The 19,797-nt window shown below is 66.9% G+C and carries 17 protein-coding genes and 1 tRNA gene; 4 read left to right on the forward strand and 14 right to left on the reverse strand.

Translation table 11 applies throughout. From position 1 onward, the window contains the following. Nucleotides 1–254: 254 nt before the first annotated feature. Genes cmk through aroA form a run of 3 tightly spaced genes read right to left on the reverse strand, consistent with a single transcriptional unit; the run spans nt 255 to nt 3,210 of the window. Nucleotides 255–881, reverse strand: coding sequence for a (d)CMP kinase (gene cmk, locus BMX36_RS00555; RefSeq protein ID WP_066777984.1), 627 nt, complete (start codon nt 879–881; stop codon nt 255–257). Continuing rightward, a complete protein-coding gene (locus BMX36_RS00560; protein WP_256210599.1) occupies nt 878–1,879 on the reverse strand; it encodes an alpha/beta hydrolase in 1,002 nt (333 codons plus the stop codon). The genes cmk and BMX36_RS00560 overlap by 4 nt, the downstream gene beginning before the upstream one ends. After that, nucleotides 1,870–3,210 carry a 3-phosphoshikimate 1-carboxyvinyltransferase gene (gene aroA, locus BMX36_RS00565; RefSeq protein ID WP_093063286.1) on the reverse strand — a complete coding sequence of 447 codons (1,341 nt, stop codon included), beginning with the start codon at nt 3,208–3,210 and terminating at the stop codon, nt 1,870–1,872. The genes BMX36_RS00560 and aroA overlap by 10 nt, the downstream gene beginning before the upstream one ends. A 110-nt stretch (nt 3,211–3,320) precedes the next feature. Here aroA and BMX36_RS00570 point away from each other — a divergent pair, with 110 nt between their 5' ends. The 3 genes from BMX36_RS00570 to BMX36_RS00580 all read left to right on the forward strand — a co-directional run bounded on the left by BMX36_RS00570 (nt 3,321) and on the right by BMX36_RS00580 (nt 6,612). After that, entirely contained in the window at nt 3,321–3,644 is a 324-nt protein-coding gene (locus BMX36_RS00570) for a TIGR02300 family protein (protein ID WP_066780281.1), read from the forward strand. A 93-nt stretch (nt 3,645–3,737) separates the two neighbouring features. Then, nucleotides 3,738–3,813: transfer RNA gene (locus tag BMX36_RS00575), tRNA-Ala, on the forward strand. A 261-nt stretch (nt 3,814–4,074) separates the two neighbouring features. Further along, complete coding sequence (locus BMX36_RS00580; protein WP_177178967.1) at nt 4,075–6,612, forward strand: PAS domain S-box protein; 2,538 nt, start codon at nt 4,075–4,077, stop codon at nt 6,610–6,612. Nucleotides 6,613–6,682: 70 nt separating this feature from the next. Here BMX36_RS00580 and BMX36_RS00585 read toward each other — a convergent pair whose 3' ends face one another. The 7 genes from BMX36_RS00585 to BMX36_RS00615 form a co-directional block, all read right to left on the reverse strand. Further along, nucleotides 6,683–8,788, reverse strand: a complete 2,106-nt coding sequence (locus BMX36_RS00585) for a TonB-dependent receptor plug domain-containing protein (protein ID WP_093063288.1) — start codon at nt 8,786–8,788, stop codon at nt 6,683–6,685. A gap of 333 nt (nt 8,789–9,121) precedes the next feature. Beyond that, complete coding sequence (locus BMX36_RS00590; RefSeq protein ID WP_256210600.1) at nt 9,122–9,484, reverse strand: winged helix-turn-helix domain-containing protein; 363 nt, start codon at nt 9,482–9,484, stop codon at nt 9,122–9,124. Nucleotides 9,485–9,759: 275 nt separating this feature from the next. Beyond that, nucleotides 9,760–10,386: a nickel uptake transporter family protein gene (locus BMX36_RS00595; protein ID WP_093063289.1), complete on the reverse strand. Its 627-nt coding sequence runs from the start codon at nt 10,384–10,386 to the stop codon at nt 9,760–9,762. Further along, nucleotides 10,383–10,685, reverse strand: a complete 303-nt coding sequence (locus BMX36_RS00600) for a DUF3325 domain-containing protein (RefSeq protein ID WP_066780275.1) — start codon at nt 10,683–10,685, stop codon at nt 10,383–10,385. Before BMX36_RS00600 ends, BMX36_RS00595 begins: the two co-directional genes overlap by 4 nt. Next, nucleotides 10,682–12,283, reverse strand: coding sequence for a PepSY-associated TM helix domain-containing protein (locus tag BMX36_RS00605; RefSeq protein WP_093063290.1), 1,602 nt, complete (start codon nt 12,281–12,283; stop codon nt 10,682–10,684). Before BMX36_RS00605 ends, BMX36_RS00600 begins: the two co-directional genes overlap by 4 nt. Next, nucleotides 12,280–12,594, reverse strand: coding sequence for a hypothetical protein (locus BMX36_RS00610; protein ID WP_066780269.1), 315 nt, complete (start codon nt 12,592–12,594; stop codon nt 12,280–12,282). The genes BMX36_RS00605 and BMX36_RS00610 overlap by 4 nt, the downstream gene beginning before the upstream one ends. Beyond that, nucleotides 12,591–14,924, reverse strand: coding sequence for a TonB-dependent siderophore receptor (locus BMX36_RS00615; protein WP_256210601.1), 2,334 nt, complete (start codon nt 14,922–14,924; stop codon nt 12,591–12,593). Before BMX36_RS00615 ends, BMX36_RS00610 begins: the two co-directional genes overlap by 4 nt. 79 nt (nt 14,925–15,003) lie before the next feature. Between BMX36_RS00615 and BMX36_RS00620 the strand changes: the two genes are divergently transcribed. Beyond that, nucleotides 15,004–15,216 (forward strand): hypothetical protein, encoded by a 213-nt coding sequence (locus BMX36_RS00620; protein WP_093063292.1) that lies wholly within the window; start codon nt 15,004–15,006, stop codon nt 15,214–15,216. Between the two features lie 14 nt (nt 15,217–15,230). Here the strand turns inward: BMX36_RS00620 and BMX36_RS00625 are convergent, their stop codons facing one another. From BMX36_RS00625 to BMX36_RS00640, 4 genes are read right to left on the reverse strand one after another with little or no spacing between them, the layout of a single operon-like run. Beyond that, nucleotides 15,231–16,658 carry an efflux transporter outer membrane subunit gene (locus BMX36_RS00625; RefSeq protein WP_093063293.1) on the reverse strand — a complete coding sequence of 476 codons (1,428 nt, stop codon included), beginning with the start codon at nt 16,656–16,658 and terminating at the stop codon, nt 15,231–15,233. After that, nucleotides 16,655–17,551, reverse strand: a complete 897-nt coding sequence (locus BMX36_RS00630; protein WP_093063294.1) for an HlyD family secretion protein — start codon at nt 17,549–17,551, stop codon at nt 16,655–16,657. Before BMX36_RS00630 ends, BMX36_RS00625 begins: the two co-directional genes overlap by 4 nt. Nucleotides 17,552–17,555: 4 nt before the next feature. After that, the gene (locus tag BMX36_RS00635; RefSeq protein WP_066780265.1) at nt 17,556–17,780 is read right to left on the reverse strand and encodes a DUF1656 domain-containing protein; all 225 of its coding nucleotides are present in this window, start codon (nt 17,778–17,780) and stop codon (nt 17,556–17,558) included. Continuing rightward, nucleotides 17,777–19,795: an FUSC family protein gene (locus BMX36_RS00640; protein ID WP_093063295.1), complete on the reverse strand. Its 2,019-nt coding sequence runs from the start codon at nt 19,793–19,795 to the stop codon at nt 17,777–17,779. Before BMX36_RS00640 ends, BMX36_RS00635 begins: the two co-directional genes overlap by 4 nt. Nucleotides 19,796–19,797 lie beyond the last annotated feature (2 nt).

Raw genomic sequence — 19,797 nt, forward strand, 5'->3', positions numbered from 1 at the left:
TGGTTCCGCTGGTCTTGGCCTTCACCGCCGCGCCGGCCGCACGCCGGAGCAGCATCCAGACAGAAAGGGGAGCGAGGGCTTCGATGCGCTTACGCGAAAAGGGCGCGCGAGACGCCGCTCCGCACCATGCCTCCGCGAGCCCCAGCCCGCCGGACGGCGCGCCTTACTGCAAAGCGGCGTCTGGAGCAAGGTACACAGGCGTTCCCCAAGGAGCAGAGGCCATTCCGGTGCACGGGCGGGGAAATGCGCCCCCGTCAGTCCCGCGGGCGGCGCGACTCGACAAGGCTGATCGCCTTGTCGATCGACGCTTCGATCGACAGGAAGCTCGTATCCAGCAGCGCCGCATCAGGGGCGAGCACGAGCGGCGCGGTGGAGCGCGAACTGTCGCGCTGATCCCGGGCACGGATGTCGGCCAGCACCTGATCGAAGGTGGCGGTGGAGCCGCGCGCCTGCAGTTCGGCGTGGCGGCGGCGCGCCCGGATCGTCGGCGTGGCGCGGACAAAGAGCTTGGCGTCAGCGTCGGGTGCTATCACTGTGCCGATGTCGCGCCCGTCCAGAACGGCGCCGCCCTCCTGATGGGCAAAGCGCTTCTGCCTCTGGAGCAGCGCCGCTCGGACAAGGGGATGGGCCGAGACGATCGAGGCAAGCTTGCCGATCTCATCCTCGCGCAGCACCGGATCGGCGAGCGTCAGTTCGTCAAAGTCGCAGGCGGCCACCGCATCCGCCTCTCGCGTGGGGTCAAGGTCGAGCCGCTTCACCGTGGCGGCGACGGCGCGGTACAGCAGCCCGGTGTCGAGGTGGGGCAGGTTATAGTGTCTGGCCAGCGCTCGGGCGACCGTTCCCTTGCCGGAGGCGGCGGGGCCATCAACCGCGATGATCATGCGATCGCGTCCTGACGCGCGAGCCAGCCGCGCAGCAGGGCGATGGTTTCCGCCGGCCGATCGTTGAACAGGCCGTGCGCGGCGCCGGGCACGACGGCGAACTCGGCGCCGGGCACGCGGGCGGCAAAGGCGCCGGTGGTGACGGGTCGCGCCTCATCATACTGGCCACACAGGAACAAGGTACGCTTTCCTTCCAGCTTCGCGAGCAACGGCTCGCCATCATAATCCTTCAGCGAGCCGGAGGAGACGAATTCGCTCGCTCCCCACATCGCCTGGTACATGTCGCGATTGCCGCTGATGCCTTGGCTATAGGCGGCGACATCCGCGGCGGCGGGCAGGCGCCGGTTGAACGCGGCATAGAAGGCGCGGGTCGGCGCGTCGCATGTCACGGGCGGCTGGGCGAGGGTGAGCGCGCCGCATCGCTCAAGCTCCTGCCGGATCGCGGGCGGAAGGTCGCCGATCAGCGCCGTGGCATCGGCCAGCCAGCTTCGCGTCGAGACCAGCGGGCTGGCGAGGGCGAGCCCGGCGAGCGCGGCGGGGCGGCGGGCGCCATATTCCAGCGCGATCGTGCCGCCCCAGCTGGCGCCCAGCACATGCCAGCGTGCGACGCCCAGCGCGGAGCGGATCGCCTCCAGCTCATCGACGAAGCGCGGAACGCGCCAGTTCGCGCGATTGCCCGGGCGATCGGAGCGGCCGGTATCGAGCTGATCGTACAGGATAACCGCGCGCTCGTCGGCGAGTGGCAGCGCCTCCAGGAAGCTGGCATGCGTGCCGCCGGGGCCGCCGTGGATCATCACGATCGGCGCGCGCGGTCCGGCGAGATCGCCATTCACCCGCACATAGACCCGGCCGCCGCCCGGCACCGGCACCATTAGTTCGCGTGCGGGCGGGGCGAGCGTGCGGGCCGGCGTGCGAGCGGGCGGGCGGGCGAAAGCCGGCAAGGCGAGCAGGCTGGCGCCCGCACCGGCAATCAGCGATCGGCGATCGATCAGCCCCAAGTAGCGCGTCCCCCCAGCGTATCGAGCAGGTCGAAGAAGCCGGGAAAGCTCGTCGCGACCGGGCTCGCATCATCAATGGTGATCGCGGCACGGGCGTGAAGTCCAGCGATCGCCATGCTCATTGCGATACGATGATCGAGTTTCGAGGCGACCTGCGCGCCGCCGGCGATCGGCTCCCCGCCGCTGCCGGTGATCGTCAGCCCGTCCTCATGCTCCTCACAAGGCACGCCATTCGCTTCCAGCGCTGCCTTCATGACGGCAATACGGTCCGACTCCTTGACCCGCAATTCGTCGGCGCCGCGCGCGATCGTGCGTCCCTCGGCAAAGGCCGCGGCGACGAACAGCGCGGGATATTCGTCGATCATGGCGGGCGCGAGATCGTGCGGCACTTCGATGCCGCGCAGGGATGCGTGACGCACCCGCAGGTCGGCGACCGGTTCGCCGCCGACCACGCGCGCATCAAGCTCCGCGATGTCAGCGCCCATCAGGCGCAGCGCCGTCACCAACCCCGCGCGCGTCGCGTTCAGCCCGACATTCTCGATCACCACGTCGCTGCCCGGCACGATGCTGGCGGCGACCATCCAGAAGGCGGCGGAGGAGGGATCGCCCGGTACGACGATCGACTGAGGTTTCAGCTCTGCCTCGCCGACGATCGAGATCGTTCGCCCGCCTTCGCCCGCCTCGACCGAGATGTTCGCGCCGAACCCGGCCAGCATCCGCTCGCTGTGATCGCGCGTGGCGACCGGCTCGATCACGCGCGTGATGCCGGGCGTGTTGAGCCCCGCCAGCAGCACCGCCGACTTCACCTGCGCCGACGCCACCGGCAGCGTATAGGTGATCGGAACGGCCGGGCAGAGGCCGCGCACCATCAGTGGCAGGCGCCCGCTGGGCGACGCGGTGATGTCGGCACCCATGGTGGAAAGCGGATCAATGACGCGCTTCATCGGTCGCCCGGAAAGCGATGCGTCGCCGACGAAGGTCGCCGTGATCGGATGGCTCGCCACCAGCCCCATCAAGAGGCGCGTGGAGGTGCCGGAATTGCCCATGTCCAACGCGCCCCCGGGCTGCAACAGCCCGCCAACGCCCACGCCGTGGACACGCCAGATGTCGTCATCGCCCCGCGTGATCGTCGCGCCCATGGCGCGCATCGCGGCGGCGGTGGCGAGCACGTCCTCCCCTTCAAGCAGGCCCTCGATGCGGCTTTCGCCCACGGCCAGCGCGGACAGCATCAGTGCGCGATGGCTGATCGACTTGTCGCCGGGAACGCGGATCCGCCCGCGAAGGCCGGAGGCGGGATGGATCGTGACGGAGCGGGGATGAGAATGCGCCATTGCGCGCGGCGCCTTGCCAGCGGGGTTGCGCTATGGCAAGGCGCGCCCCACTTCGCAGGCTCAGGCTTTCTGGACCTGCTGATCCATCCATCCGAAAGGCAAGAAACGGCATGATCAAGCCGGAATGGGGCACGAAGCGGACGTGCCCGAAATGCGCGACGCGTTTCTACGACCTGCAGAAGGACGAGCCCGTCACCTGCATCGAATGCGGCTTCGCCTGGGAGCCCGAACCGATCCTGAAGTCGAAGCAGCCGCTTCCCTTCGAGGCGAACAAATCCGAGAAGCAGGCTGCTGATAGCGATCTGGCCGGTGACGACGATACCGATCTGGTCGCGGACGAAGACGAAGAGCCCAGCGCCGACGACGAGGTCGATTTGGGCGGTGACGACGATCTGGGCGTCGAGACGTCCAACGACGACGACGAGAACAACTGATCGTCGAAAAAATTTCGGGTTTTGGCAGGCGGCCGCAAAACGCCGCTTGCCAAGCCTGAAGCGCCCCGTTAGTGGGCGCCTTCCCAACGGAATGGGGCCGTAGCTCAGCTGGGAGAGCGTCGCAATGGCATTGCGAAGGTCAGGGGTTCGATCCCCCTCGGCTCCACCATTTCCAAGATCCCGTTGACCATCGAACAGGCTGGCCTGTGGCCCGGCCAGTGCGGCCCTGATTGCCTGATCCGGCAGGGCGCTGCGTAGCGCACGAGGGCGCGACAATCGGGTGGTCAGCCGCTTTGACTTTCCAGCGGCGCTCGCGAGCCTGGCGAACCTATCAGGCATGTTTCGACGATCATTCGAGCCGGCGGGAGACGAACGGGAAACTGGCGCGTTCGGTGTCCGACAGCTTGAATCGATAAGGCACGCGCATTCGGTGGCGGATCAACGGGAAGACACTTGCGGCGCGCACCAGCACAGCGCTTCTTGGGACGAAGGCGACCGGCTCGCCGCACTGGACCGCTATGCGATCCTCGATACGCCGCGGGAGGCCGAGTTCGACGACGTGGTTCGTCTCGCCGCCGATGTGTTCGGGGCGCCGATCGCGGTCGTCAATCTGATCGCGAGCGGTCGGCAGTGGTTCAAGGCCGAGGTCGGCATCGGTGCCGACGAACTTCCACTGGACGTGTCGATCTGCGCCCATGCCATCCTGCAGCAGGGCATCTTCGTCGTGCCCGATACGACAGCGGATGCGCGGTTTACCTGCAACCCGCTCGTCACGGGCGAGCCCGGACTGCGCTTCTATGCCGGCGCGCTGCTGGAAACGCCGGATGGCCTGCCGCTCGGCACCGTCTGCGTGCTCGATACCAAGCCGCGGCCGGATGGCATCACCGAACGTCAGCGGCTCACGCTGGAACTGCTCGCGCGGCAGGTGATGACGCAGCTTGAGTTGCGGCGCGAGATTGCGCAACGCGATAAGCGCGCGGCGCTGTTGCAAAGCGAGATCGACGCGCGCCGGAACTTGGAAGCATCGCTGCGCACCAGCGAGCAGCGCTATCGCGCTTTGTTCGACACGATCGATGCGGGCTTCTGTATCATCGAGGTGCTTTTCGACGGCGAGCGGCCAGTCGATTACCGCTTTCTCGAAGTGAACCGCGCGTTCGAGGCGCAGACCGGGCTGGTGGATGCCGCCGGCAAGCGGATGCGGGAGCTTGCCCCCGACCATGAGCAGCATTGGTTCGACATCTATGGCCGCGTGGCGCTGTCCGGCGAGCCGATCCGCTTCGAGAATGAAGCTGCGGCGCTTGGATTCTGGTATGACGTGCGCGCCTTTCGCATCGGAGCAGCGAAGGAGCGTCACGTCGCTGTCCTGTTCACCGACATCAGCGAGCGTCGCCGGGCCGAGCGCGCGATCCAGCAATTGAACGAAACGCTGGAAGCACAGGTCGAGGCACGTACCGCCGAGCTCAGCCTGATGTGGCAGACCTCTCCCGACCTGATGCTGGAGATCGACTTTGACGGCGTTTTCCGGCGCGTGAATCCGGCCTGGACCAAGCTGCTCGGCTTCAGCGAAACCGAGTTGGTGGGGCACCATGTCAACGAGTTCGTCCTGCCTGAGCACCATGACGACACCGTCGACGCTTATGAGACCGCGGCCGAGGGGCAGCACGCACAGGTCGAGAACCGTTACCGCCACAAGGATGGCTCGGTGCGATCGATCGCCTGGGTTGCGGCTCCGGCGGGCAGCATAACCTATGCGATCGGACGCGACATCACCAAAGAGGTAGAACAGCGCGAGCGGCTGCAGCAGATGGAGGATCAGCTCCGTCAGGCGCAGAAGATGGAGGCGGTCGGTCAGCTCACGGGCGGCATCGCGCACGATTTCAACAACATGCTGGCGGTGACGATTGGCTCCCTGGATCTTCTCAAACGGCGGATCGGCGCCGAGGATGCGCGGGCCGTGCGCTATATCGACGCTGCGGCGGACGGCGCCCGGCGTGCGGCCAACCTGACCCAGCGCCTGCTTGCCTTTTCCCGCCAGCAACCGCTCCGCCCCGAGCCGGTCAACGCCAACAGCCTGGTTGCGGGGATGTCGGACCTCATCCGCCACTCGATCGGCGGCGATATCCAGCTGGAAACGGTGCTTGCGGGTGGCCTGTGGCGCACGCATGTTGATCCAAACCAGCTTGAGAATGTCATCCTCAACCTGGCGATCAACGCGCGTGACGCGATGGCTGATGGCGGGCGGATCACCATCGAGACGCAGAACGCTCACCTGGATCAGCGTTATGTCGCTGCCCATCTTGGCGTGGGGGCGGGGCAATATGTCCTGATCGCGGTGAGCGATACCGGATCAGGCATGACGCCGGAGGTGATCGCCAAGGCGTTCGATCCGTTCTTCACCACCAAGGCCGTCGGCAAGGGAACGGGCCTGGGGCTGAGCCAGGCCTATGGCTTCGTCAAGCAGTCCGGCGGGCACGTGAAGATCTATTCCGAGCCGGGCGAGGGGACGACGATAAAGGTCTATCTGCCGCGCCTGCTGGGCGATCATCCGGAACATGAGCCGGAATCCTTAGTGCAGCCGCTGCCGCTGGGGGAAGAGCAGGAGCTGATCCTGGTCGTCGAGGACGAGCCGGCGGTGCGACAGTTCAGCGTCGATGCGCTGGTCGAACTCGGCTACCGCGTCATTTCGGCGGGATCGGCAACGGAAGCCTTGCGGCTTCTCGACGCCAATCCGGCGGTGTCGCTATTGTTCACGGACGTGGTCATGCCGGAGATCAATGGCGCGAAACTTGCTGAGGAGGTGCGGCGGCGGCGGCCCGAACTGCCGATCCTCTTCACCACCGGCTACACGCGCAATGCCGTTGTCCACAACGGCGTGCTGGAACCCGGCGTGCAGCTGATCGGCAAGCCCTTCACGATCGAGGAACTGGCCGCGCGTATCCGGGAGGCGCTCGACACTGCGACCAGTTGAGGACGTCGACAGCTTTTCGGCTGACTGGTCTCGCCTGATCGCAGATCGAAGGCAGCGCTGACTTCGGTGCTCAGTATCGGGCGCGCAGGCCGACAAAGAAGCTGCGACCCGGCTCCGGGAAGCCGTCGGTCAGCGTGTAAGAGCGATCGAACAGGTTTCGAGCGCCGGCGCTGATGCCAAGCCGGTCCGAGACGTCGAACTCGGCGTGAAATGCCGCCGTGATATAGTCGCCGGTCCGGTAATAGAGGGGTGCCAACCCGTTCGCGGATGCAGGCGTGACAGTCGTCCGGTTGGAGGCGAACTCGACGCTCGGCGTGATCGAGAGGGCGGTCAGCGGATGCCAGGTGACGAAGGCAAATCCCTTGTGATCGGGAACATCGGTGAGTTCGAAAGGGCGGATCAGGCCGCCTGCGGGGGCGGCGCCCACGTCGAAGCTGCGGTGAATATAGCTGTAGTTGACCCCGGCATCGAGCGTGGTGGCGAGATGCAGATCGACCGACAGTTCCGCGCCATAATAGTCCGCCGAGCCGAGGTTCTCTCGGCGGTTCAGGTTTTCCGGCGTGCGGACGGAAACGAGCGCGTCGGTCAGCCAGCTGTAATAGGCTGCGGCGGCCACCGTAAATGGGCCGAAGCTGCGCGATGCGCCAATCTCGGCGCTGGTGGCGCGCTCGGGCTTCAGATCGGGATTAGCCTCGGCAGTGCCGAACTGGCTGGAGAAGCGCTCGAAAAGCGTTGGAAAGCGCGCGCGTGAAGACAGGCTGGCGTGCGCCTCGATGCCATCCTGACCGCGCCAGTCGAGCCGGCCCTGAGCATTCCAGGCGGAGGCGTTGCGCAGGGGATAGCTGAAGAGGCGGCTGGCGCCGGTCGCGCCTTGCGGCACGCCGAACTCCTGCGCCTCATCCAGATCGCGCCAGTCATAGCTCCCGCCGAGCGTCAGCCGCAGCGCGGGCGTCAGGTCCAGGCGGTTCTCGATCGCGGCGCTCCACGTCCGCTCGACGCTGCGCTGGTTCGGCTCGACGGTGCGCAGCGGCGAGGTGGGCCGGCTGACCTGCGCCTCATTGTGCTCGTCCCGGCGGTAGTGGAAGGCGATGGCGAGCGTGTCAGCTTCGGCCAAGCGTAGGTCGAGCTGGGCCGAGCCGCCATACGCCTTGTCATCATACGGGCTGTCGAACGCGCGCGGCAGCGATTGCGTCGTCTGGGAGCGATTGTCGAAGGATTGCAGCAGGTTCGCGAGTTCGTTGTAATAAGCGCGCGTTTTCAGCGTCGCTTGGTCGCCGAGCGCGGTCGTTGAGAGGAAGTAGAAGCTCTCAATGTTCCACTGCGGCCATTTCCAGTTTCGCAGGGAGACGTTGCTGGTGTCGGAGAGGTGGAGCGGGGCGTTCTTCCGCCCCTCTTGCCGGGTATAGCTGAGCACATATTCATCAGTCGCGTTGGGCGTGAACCCGACCTTGGCGTTGACGCGCCAATCCTCTGCCTTGGAGAAGTCGCGCGCGCCGCCATCCTCGTTGACTGTTCCGTTGAAGCTGCCGGGCAGATCCCAATGATCGACGACGTTGGCCGTGTAGCTCGCCTGTGCGTACCATTTGTCCTGCCGGGTGCCGATCAGCCCGAAGGTGGTGAGACCGGCATAGGTGGCGTCGCGATCGAGGTTGAGCTGAGCCCGACCTTCGATCTCCAGCGCCCTGGTCGGTTTGCGCGTGACGAGATTGACCGCTCCGCCCATCGCGCCGGGTCCGTCGAGCACAGAAGCATAGCCCTTCGCCACCTGGATCTCGGCAATGTCGGGAGTGAGAAAGCGACCATAATCCAGCCGGTTGTCAGCGGGCAGATAGACGCGGATGCCGTCAATCGACAGGGGCACCTGAAACCGGTCAAATCCGCGCACGAAGAGTAGCCGTTCATTGCGCGATCCACCCGAATTGCCGGCGGTTACACCCGGAATGAGATTGGCTGCTTCATCCAGCGTGCGGCGATCAAAGGTGTAGAGCGCCTCCTGACCGACGCTGTCCTGCCCGACACTGATGCCCGGATCACGGCGGCCAGTGACGATGATCTGGCCAAGGCCAAAGGCATTGTCGTCCTCAGCCTGGGTCGCAGTGCCGCCGGGATCACGCTCCTGAGCCACGGCCGGAGTGGCAAGCGCAAGCAGGCTGGCCGTGCAGAGCAGATGACGCATGAAGGAACCCCCTTTGTGAGCGCGACGGCCCTGTATGAGCTCTGACGCCATATCGGTCTGAATATTATGCCCGTTGATATACAAATAGGGGAAGGGCGAAACCCTGAACTGTGCGCCGTCCTTGCTGCTGGGCTTGTTGCACCGGCATCTGGTTAGCGACGCTGAGGGTAACGTTCGGCTGAGCGCCTTTGGACGATAGGGACGCGTCCATTCAGGAGCGGGGCGTGCGGGCCCTGACGCAGCCATCGTGCCTTTGCAGGCTAGGTGATGTGTCTGGCGCCTGCGCGCCGCCTGCGTGACGCGGCAATGGGGGGCGCGTTCATTCTGGGTCGATCATCCGGTCGGCGCGCGCGCCGCCACTAGCCAATCAAGATCGTCGCCAACGGCGACTGCCATCATGCGCGCCTCGACGTTCCGATAGGTGTCGAGCAGCTTGCGGCCGAAGGGCGTCAGCTGCGCGCCGCCGGACTTCCCGCCGCCCACCCGTGTCTCGATCACCCGCTCGCGCCAATCGGTGTTCAGGCTTTCAGCCAGCAGCCAGATACGACGGTAACTCATGCCGATCGCCCGGCCCGCCGCGGAGATCGAGCCCTCGCGATCGATTGCCTCCAACACCAGCGCCTTGCCCGGCCCGATGGCAGGCTCGGCATCGCGCATCAGCTGGAAGGATAGCTTCACGGGTCCATCGATCGCCACGCGTCGCTCCTCGTCAGGTGATCAACCGTGCTGTGCAAGAAGGCAGGACAGCGAAAGTGTAAAGCCCCGGCGCGGTTCGGGGCAACAAGCGGGAGCGATGGAGATGGCGTCGGAACGAGGCCCTCATTTCACCGGCGAGAACGTGACTGCACATGGCCAGGAGCAAGGTGGGATCGTCCAGCGTGGGCAGAACCATTCAGGCGAGTGCCGGCCGCAGATGGCCTGCGGCCGGCCCTCGCCCGGCAAGTTTCGGCCTTGTTCGGCCTCGTTCGGCCTTATTCGGCCACGAAGCTCGTGGTGGCGATCCGGTAGACGGTTTGAACCGTTTCTCCGCCCAGTTGGTCGGCGCCTTCCTTGAGCGATGCGGTGAGAAGATGGCGGCCCGGGCCTTTGGGCACGATCGTGACAACCCCGTCCGCATCGGTGATGAGCGATGCGGTGGTGCGGTCAGGGTGGATCAGCTTCACCTCCGCGCCTGCGACCGGGCGATCGTTGCGCGACAGACGGAAGCGGTTTGCGCCGGCCGTCACCGGCGCGATTTCCATCGGCAGCGTGGCGCGGGCCTCCGCTCGGCCGGCCCGGGCATAATAAACGACGCCTTCGCGCGCGCCTTTCTCGCCCCAGGGAGCGAAGACGGCATCGTCCCAGGCGCGCACGTCGCCTGGCGGCACCGCCACCTCGATATGGCCGGCGCGCCGAACCATCGGCCCGGTCGCGGCCTGCAGGAGATGGGGAGCCTTGAGCTTCGCGAATTCGGGATCGCCGCCGGGGACCGGCGGCTGATCGGGCTCACCCAGGTAGATGCGGGCGGGACCGGCGCCATCACGCTCGATCCACACTTCATGGGCATTGGCCGTACCGGCCAGCAGCAACACGACTGCAGCGGCTAACATCTTTCTCATCGAGATCCTCCTACGGAATGCGTGCCGCGCACCCGGCGCGGGCCGAAATTGAGCGCCAGGAACACCAGCCCCGCCGCCACCATGATCGCGCCGAACCACAGCACGGGACCGAAAACCCAGCCACGTGCGGCGATCGCGGCGACAAAGGCCAGCGCAAGCATGACCCAGGCCGCCGCTCGCGAGCGCGCCTTCCAGGATGGCGTGGGGCGGCGCCCGGTGAGGCGGTGGTGGTGATCGTCGGTGGCGAAACCGAAGACGCCGAACGCCGCAAGCGAGAGAAGAAAGGCGAGCGTGGTCACGCCGTTGCCTCCTGGATTTCGGCCACCCGTGCCGCCGCCGCGCGGGAGCGCCTTGGCGCGCGCACCGGCGGTCGATAGCGCGCCACGCGACGGGCGAGATACAGATAGGCGATGGCAAAGGCGACCAGCGTCAGATCCACGCCCAGCGGAAGCAGATCACCCACCGCCAGCGATGTCGCCGCGTTCCAGCGGGTGGCGAACAGATTGTAGATCGGGAGCAGGGCGAGACACCCTCCCGTCACGGCGAACAGCGCCGGCCAGACGGTGGCGGGTCGCCGCACCAGCGACAGGATCGCTGCCGCGCCCCAGATGATGAACAGGACGTGCACTTCCCAGCGCGACCGATCCGGCATTGCCACTGGCAGCAGCCGGTTGGCCCAGAACAGCCCCGCAACGCCGAGCGGGAAGCCGCCGATCACCGCGACATTCAGCCGCTCGACCACCTTGAAGCCGAAGTGCGGGCGCGCCGGATCGGGCAGCTTTTCGCGTCGCTTGACCGTCCAGAGCACGAGGCCGCTCGCCACCATCAGCGTACCGGCGACACCGCACAGGAAATATACCCAGCGCAGCGTCACGTCCGCGAAGCGGCCGGCGTGAAGCCCGATCATCACGCCGGCAGTCGCCGCCGCGCCGCCGGGTTCGGGCGAGCGCCATTGGGGCGTGCCGGTCGTGCCATCATAAGTGATCGCGGGCGCGCGCGTGTTGAGCAGCGAGGCAGGCGTGCGATACAGCGTGACGCGTGCCGCGGCGTCGCCCGGCTGGCTCACCTCGATCGTGCCAATCGGTCCGCCGAGCCGTTGTTCGGCGTCACGGGCGATGGCCGATAGCGGCAGCAGCGGTGCGGGCCGACCCGTTCGCTCGACCGCCTCCGCCTGCGGGAAGAGATCCGCAAACATCTTCGTTTCGTCAGTGTAATTGGCGACCGTCGCCCAGGGCATCAGCAGGGCCATCAGCGTGACGATGCCGGTATAGGTGATCATCAGGTGGAACGGCAGCGCCAGCACCGCCGTGGCATTGTGCCCGTCGAGCCACGATCGCTGGCCCTTTTGCCGGCGCAGGGTGAAGAAGTCCCGGAAGATCTTCTTGTGCGTGACGATGCCGGTCAGGATCGCGACCAGCATCATGATCGCGGCGACGCCGACCAGCCAGCGCGCCCAGATCACCGGCATGTAATAGAGATCGAAATGGAAGCGGTAGAAGAACTCGCCACCGCGCGTGTCGCGCGCGTGGGTGGAAGTGCCGTCAGCGCCGATCAGCGCCTGATTGTCGCGGCGACCGCGTCCACCGCGCCGGCCGCCACGCTCCCCTTCCTTGGGCTGCGGCTGCCAAAACACCTGCGCGCCGGGCACCTGCGCATTGGGCATGGCGATGAACCAGCTCTTCGCATCGGGCGCCTTGTCGCCGAGGAAGCGCTGCGCGCCGTCAAGCACCCGCATCGGCTGTTCGATCCGGGCAAGTTCGGGCCGCATGTAGCGGTTCAGCCCTTCGCGCCAGAAGGCGATCGTTCCGGTCAGGAAAACCAGGAACAGCACCCAGCCGAGCAGCAGGCCCGACCAGGTGTGCAGCGTCGATTGAGACTGCCGGATACCTTTGCTCATGCTCGCCCCATTGTCGCGATCGACCACCAGACCAGTCCACCGGCCACTCCGCCGGCAACCGCCAGCACCCAAAGCGCGCGCCACCCGCTGCGTGCGCCATAAGCGTACATGGCGAAGAGCGCGCACAGCAGGAGGGCGACCAGCGTGCCCGTTACCGTCGCCTCGGACCGTGCCATGGGCAGCAGGCGCGCGAGTGCCGCCGCCCAGAGGCTGGCGACGGCATAGCCCAGCGGCACTGCGGCGACGAAACGCAGCGCATTGTCGGACCGGCGCCGCCAAATGGCAGCGCGTTCCGTCGCCGGCGCGATCACGGGTAAGCGAACCGCAGCGTCGCGAACACCGTCCGCGGGCTGCCATAATAGTTGCCGCGCCCGGTCGAGGAGATCCGGGCGTAATAGTTCTTGTCGAGCAGGTTGTTGACGTTGACCGACACCGACACCTGCGGGCTGATCCGATAACCAGCGCGCAGATCAACCACCGCATAGGAGGGCTGCCGGACCAGGGAAGAGATCGACAGGCCGTTCGGCGTCGCGGCCGTGACCGGGACACGGATGGAAGGATTGCCACCGGACGTCTCGCTGAACCAGGTGACGCTGCCGCCCACGCTGGCACCCATCAGCGCACCACCAGGCACCGTATAGTTGGTGAACGCCTTGATCATGTGCTTCGGGATGATCGGCGTCAGCGACAGTCCCTCATATTGTGGCTGCGTGTCCTCCAGATATTCCGTCTTCGTGTAGGTGTAGCCACCGTTGACCCGCCAGCCCGGAAGGATTTCACCGGTCGCTTCCGCCTCTACGCCGCGGGCGCGGACCTTGCCGACCTGAAGGTAGATCGTCTGATCTTCCGGCGGGTTGAACAGCCGGTTGGTTTGTTCGATCTGATAAACGGCGGCCGACAGCAGCAGGCGATCGTCCATCAGCGCCAGCTTGGAGCCGATTTCATACTGGCTGCCGATCAGCGGCTGCACCTCTCCACCGCCCACGCGGGTACGTCCGGCCGGTGCCGCCTGCGGCGTGAAGCTGTCGGCGTAGCTGCCATAGATGTTGAGGTTCTCGGTCACGTCCCAGACGATGCCGGCATAGGGCGTGAAGCGTTCGTCGATGTTCTGCGGCTGGCCGGGTTGCGGGTTCGGCAGCAGCGTGTCCAGCGTCTGCTCCCACCAGGTCAGCCGCCCGCCACCCACCAGCGTCAGCCCAGCCAGCGGTTGCAGCCGGAGCTGACCGTAAGTGCCATATTGCTCGATAACGGTGCGGGTTGCGCCCCAGTTCTGAATCACGCAATTGGCGGGTGCCGGAACGATCGGAACGGTGCTGCCAGGGCAGACCGCATTGGTGCCCTGCACCGGATAGTAAGGCAGGGGGCCATAAGGGTTGAGCGGCGGCTCCACCGGCGAAACCGGGTTGAACACGTCGACCCGCGCATAGCCGCTCAGCCGGGTATAGTAGCTGTCGTAATCCTGCGCCTGATAATCGACGCCCAGGATCAGCGTCTGCTCCTGCCCGAACAGGCGGAAGCTGCCGACCCCGTTGAAGTCGAACGAGCGGGTCTGGGACTTGCTGTCACCGTAATAAGCGACGTGGTTCGAGATGCCGCGGTTCGCCGCGGTAATCGCGGCATTCCCGACGTAGCTGTAGATGTCCGTCCGATCGACATCGGTGAACAGGCCGGTCGCGCGCAACGTCCAGCGATCGCTGATCCGGTGCGCGACCTCGGCGAAGGCGGTCCAGGTTTCCGACCGGAAGCGGTTCCAGTCAGCCCCCAGGTAGGTGGAACGGCGCACGTCCAGCAGGCGCCCCTCGCTGCCATCGGTGCCGCCGGCATAGCCAGGGAGCCCCGACTGGATCGACGGCTTGAAGCGATCGTACGAACCACCGAAGGTGACGGTGGTGCGATCGCCGATCTCGATGCTGCCGACGGCGAAGGCATTCAAGCGATTGCGATGTGCCCAGTCGAAGAACTGGTCCTGATCCTGCGCCATGACACCGGCGCGCACCCCGGCCCGGTCGCCGAGCGGCGCGGATACATCCAGCTCCAGCCGGACATTGTCATACGTGCCATAGCCGGCGGAGCCCTGAAGCTTGAACGTTTCGAGGGGACGCTTGCGGACCAGATTGATGCTGCCCGAGGGGTTGCCCGAGCCGCTGAACAAACCGGCGGGGCCGCGCAACACCTCCAGCCGGTCATAGGCGAAGAGGTCCGGCACGACGCCGGGGAAGTTGAACGACAGGGTGGGGACGCCGTCCACCAGATAGTTGGAGATCGCAAAGCCGCGGGAGAAGTAGCTGGGATCCTCGCTGCCGATCCCGTTCACGGTGATGCCGTTGGTGGCGGTCAGCGCGTCTTCCAGCGTGAACAGGTTCTGCGCCTCGATCTGCTCGCGCTCGATCACCGTGACCGTATTGGGCACGTCCTTCAGCGGCGTGATCGTCTTGCCGACCTCACGGCCATAGCTCTTGCCGACGACGACGATATCGCCCGACCTGCGCGCGCCGCCTTCTTCCACCTGAACCTGGGCGTCGCTTTCCGCTGCGTCGTAAGCCGCGGGAGACGCGGCTTCGTCCTTCACCGAGGCGAAGGCGTGGGTGGGCAGCGCCGTCACCATGGCGGTGGTGACGAGCAGCATGGTCGAAATACGCACTATTGATCCCCCTGACGTTCTTTGTGGCGCGCCCTAGCTGATCCGCAACTGCAAGTCGATATCAATAGAGATTGAGATCATGATCGCCGTTTATGAGGGTGGGAAACGCTTTTCGCTGTGGTTTCAGGATGTGGGCGGCAGACTGAGTGCGGAGTTTGATGGTCGGGTTAGCCTCGACGTCAGCGCAAGCCAGCGCGATCGCGGGCGACTCGCATTTGCAAGTCGCCCCGATGACGAATTATGGCGTCGTATTCGCGGGATCACCGGCCACGGCGGTGAGGCTTTCGGGTAGCGTTTCGAACGACGCTACCAACCACCGCCGAGTGCGAGAAAGAGCTGCACCTGCCCGGCCGCCAGCCGACTGTCGGCGGTGGCCAGCGCCTGATCCGCGCCGATCAGGGTGCGCTGCGCGTCGAGGACCGGCAGGAAGCCGGTGCGACCGGCGCGGAACAGCCGTTCGGCGTCCGTGGCGGCTTGAGCCGCCTGGGCACGCGCGGTGGCAAGGGCGGCGCGGCGATCCAGTTCGCGCGCGTAGACGGTCAGCGCCGTTTCCGTCTCCCGCAGGGCGTTCAGCACCGAACCGTCGAAGCGTGCCAGCGCGGCATCCGCCTCCGCCTGAGCGCCGGCGATCCGGGCGCGAATGCGGCCGCGGTTGGGGAATTCCCAACTGATCAGCGGGCCGAGCGAGAATTTATAGGTGTCGCTGCCCAGCGCGTTGCCGAGCAGGCCGACCGAACCGACGGAGGCGCCCAGCGTGACGCGCGGATACAGCTCCGCCTCGGCGACACCGATGCGCGCGGTGGCGGCGTGCAGCTCCAGCTCCGCGCGGCGCACGTCCGGGCGGCGGCGCAGCAGGGCGGCGCCATCACCGATGGGGATCGGCCGATCGAGCGACGGTTCCTGCGTGCAGGCAGCGACCGTACGATCGAATTCCGCCGGCGGGCGCCCGGTGAGCGTGGCGAGGCGGAACAGCGCGACCTGCCGGACGCCGCGCAGCGACGGCAAGGTGGCGCGCACCTGTTCCTCCTGCACGCGCGAGCGGTTCGCATCGAGCGAGATGCCGCGCCCGGCACGGATCAGCCGCTGCGTCAGGCTGGTCGTCCGCTGCTGCAGCGCCAGCGCCCGCTCCGCCACGGCGATCTCCCGCCCGGCGCTGCAGGCGTCGAGATAGGCGCGGGTGGTATCGGCAACCACCGTGACCCTGACGCTGTCATAAGCGGCGCGGGTGGCCGCCACATCGGCATCGGCAGCCTCCAGCGCGCGCCTGACCTGACCGACAAGGTCAAGCTGATAGGAAATGCCCGCGCGCCCCGAATAGACGGACGCGGACGGAAGGGATCGGCCGGGAAGCAGCTCCTCCTCGGCCGAGCGCTGGGCATAGCCGGGGGCAAGCTCAAGCGACGTCTGCGGGCTGCGCGCGGTTTCCGCGAGATCGAGCGCGGCGTTGGCGCGGGCGACATTGGCCGCAGCGACGCGCAGGTCGGTGTTGTGCGCAATCGCGTCTTCGACGAGCCGGTCGAGCAGCGGATCCCGGTAAAGCCGCCACCAATCATTCGGCAACGGCGCCTGCGCGAAGGCTGCTTCATCCCCGCTCACGAAGGGAGCGGCGGCGCTTGGCCGTTCGATCATCGCGTCGGGCGAGCGCCGGTAATCGGGGCCGACGGTCGCGCAGCCGGCGAGCAGCGCCGGAATCAGGGCCGCGAATAGGGCGGGGGCGGAGCGGCGCAGCATCATGCGTGCGTCCCCTGCCGCACAGCAGGGGGGGCATGCCGCGGCACGACCTCCACCGTGGCGGTGCGGCCGACCACCAGACGTGTCCCGGTCGGCATCCGGTCAATCGCGATCCTCACCGGGATACGCTGGGCCAGGCGCACCCAGCTGAAGGTCGGATTGACGTTTGCCAGGAGGTTCGCCCCCTCGCTGCTATCGCGATTTTCGATGCCGCCGGCGACGCTCTGCACATGGCCGAGGATGACGGCTTGCTCCCCCATCAGTCGGACGTGCGCCGGATCGCCGACATGGATGCGCGGCAGCTTGGTTTCCTCAAAATAGCCGACCACGTGGAGCGATCCGCGGTCGATGATCGCAAATTCGGGATGTCCGGCGGTGGCGTAATCGCCCGGCCGCAGATCCAGGTTCGTGACCGTTCCGGCCACGCCCGCGCGGACAATGGTGCGGGCGAGATCCAGTCGGGCGGTGGAGAGCGCAATGCCTGCCTGCGCCAGCGACGCCTCCAGCCGTGCCACGCGGGAGAGATTCTGTTCGCGGGTCTCGCCGGCGACAAGTTCGCCCAAGGACCGATCCCGCCGGGCTTCGCTGCGTGCCTGGGCGAGCTCCACCCGCTGTGCGGCGATGGCGGCCTGCGCGCGATCGACGGCCAGCCGATAGCGCGAGCGATCCACCTCGAACAACGGTGTGCCCGCCGCCACGGTCTGATTGTCGCTGACGAACACGGTGGTGACGAGCCCGGAGACATCGGGCGCCACCTGCACCACATCGGCCCCGACCCGGCCGTCCCGGGTCCAGGGTTCTTCCTCATAATGAACCCAGAGCCGCTGCGCGGCGATCACGGCAAGCGCAACCAGCGACAGGGTGACGAGGACACGAAGGACAATCTTCTTTTGCATATACCTAGCCAAAGACGGCAGCCAAGCCGCCGCCGGTGAGGAGCGCGGCGCAGCCGGCCCAGAGAAGGACGGTGAGGGCGACATCGAACAGGCCACGATGCCAGACGAAGCGGTAGAAGCCGACGCGGGCCAATGCCCAGCCGATCACCTCCGCGGCGACAAAGGCGAATATGGCGGCCAGCAGGAGCGGGTGAACGAACACGCCGTGAATGGAGATTTCGCCAGTCATGCCGCCCGTGCCTCCCGCGTCCAGCCGGCGGCGTCAGGGAAGAAGTTTCGCCGCAGCCCGGTCAGCGCATTGAGGCGCTCGCGGCGCCCGGCATCGTCGGCAACCATCACCGCGCAGGCGATCGCCCGATCGATCCGCGCGAGAAGGGGAGCGTCGTCCCTGGGCTCACCGGCGGCGGCGCAGCGGCGATAGTGCGCGGCGATCTCCTGACGAAGTGCGCGGATCTCATCCGCTTCCCCGCTTTCGTGCGCGGCAAGCTGACCAAGACTGAGCCCCATGCGCAGCTCGCGAAGCGCCGCCATGGCGAAGTCGCGATCCGTGCGCTCGACATCGCCGATCCGGGCGGCGAGCAGGCCCACACGATCAAGCATCCGGCTTTGCCATACCGCCAGCTTTGCCGTGGCGGACGCGGTGCCCTGTTCCGCGAGCTCGGCAAGCTCGCGCCAACCGGCACGGCGCAGCCGGCGGACGACGGTTCCCGCGCTGATGCTCCGAAACAGGCGCGTGGCGAGGATGGCCGCAGCGACGCCGACCAGCTGCGCGACGTTGCCGTTGAAGAAGGCGGTCGCATCGGGGCTGAAGCTGTTGGTCAGCGCCAGCCCGCTGGCCAGGCCGATGATCATCGGCATCATTCGCCCGTACCAATGCGGCAGCGCCATCAGCGCGCCAGGGACAAGAAGGGCCGGCGCCAGGATCAGCGCAAGGGTTTCGAAGCTGTGCACCAGCGGCAACAGGGCGAAAAGGTAGAGCGCGGTCAGTGGCAGCGACACCAATGTCCAGATCAGGAAGCCGCGCTGCGCCGGGACGGGATCGTCCATGGTGGCGAAGAAGCAGCACACCACTGCCGCGATCATCGCCGCCACCGCGCCATCGGCCCAGGCCGTGGTGATCCAGAACAGGCAGCACGCCAGGATTGCGATGACCGCAGCCGCCGCGGACAGAAGCGCCAGCGAGAGATCGCGGTGCAACGGCCGCCGCTGACGTTCGCGCAGCAGGCTCTGGATACGATCAGGCAGGGCAGTTCCCGGCGCGATCGCCTGCGCAGCGATCAGCCGGGTGGTGTCAAGCGCGTCCACAAGTTCGCGCAGCCGGGCGACGAGATTGGCGGCGAGCAGCCCGGCCCAGTCGCTTGCCACGGGCCGCGCGGCAAGTGCGTCGCAGCGGTCAATGAGTTCGCTGGGCGTGGCGCTGGCGGGATCGCCTGCCCAGCGGCGAATGTCCTCAACCAGCGCGGCAAGCGGGACGGGCATCTCTCCCGCAGCAGCGAGGCTCCGCATCCTGTCCTCCACCGCAGACACGAGCGGCAGCAGCAGCACGAACCGGTCCTGCAAGGCGGTCAGCACCGCCTGGGTGGGACGGATCGCCGCCGTGTCAAATGGCACATGCGTGGCCATCACGTGCAGCTCGGTTGCGTCAGCCGCGAGCCGGCGCCGCTTGCCGTCCGCCCGCTCCAGCGGGGCCGGGGAGAGCGCATCGACGATCCACTCTTCCGCCTCGCCAAGCACGGTGCGGATCCGACCGCCGAGCAAAGCGGTGACACTGCGCGGCCAGACGATCGCGTGAACCAGCGCCGCGCAGGTGACGCCGATGCCGATTTCCTGTGCGCGCAACACCGCCACCTCGAAGATCGCCTCGGGATGGCCGACCGCTGGAAAACCGACCAGCGCCGCGGTGTAGCCCGCCAGCATGAAGAGGTAGGAGCGCGGCGTACGATCCAGCAGCGAGACGAAAAGGCAGCCGCCGACCCATAGCGCCAGAGCGAGGGACAGGAGCAGCGGCGCGTTCACCAGCGCCGGCACAAAGACCACTGCCGCCATCGCGCCTGCAATGGTGCCGAGGAGGCGGAACACTGCCTTGGACCGCACCGCGCCGCTTAGCGGCTGGCTGGTGATGTAAACGGTAGCCATGGCCCAGAACGGCCGTTCGAGCCCGAGCCGAAAGGAGATGAAGAGCGCCAGCATGGCAGCAGCGAAGCAATTGGCCGAAAACACGACCTCCCGCAGACCGATGCGCATCG

Source organism: Sphingomonas sp. OV641 (genome assembly GCF_900109205.1).
Lineage (GTDB): Bacteria > Pseudomonadota > Alphaproteobacteria > Sphingomonadales > Sphingomonadaceae > Sphingomonas.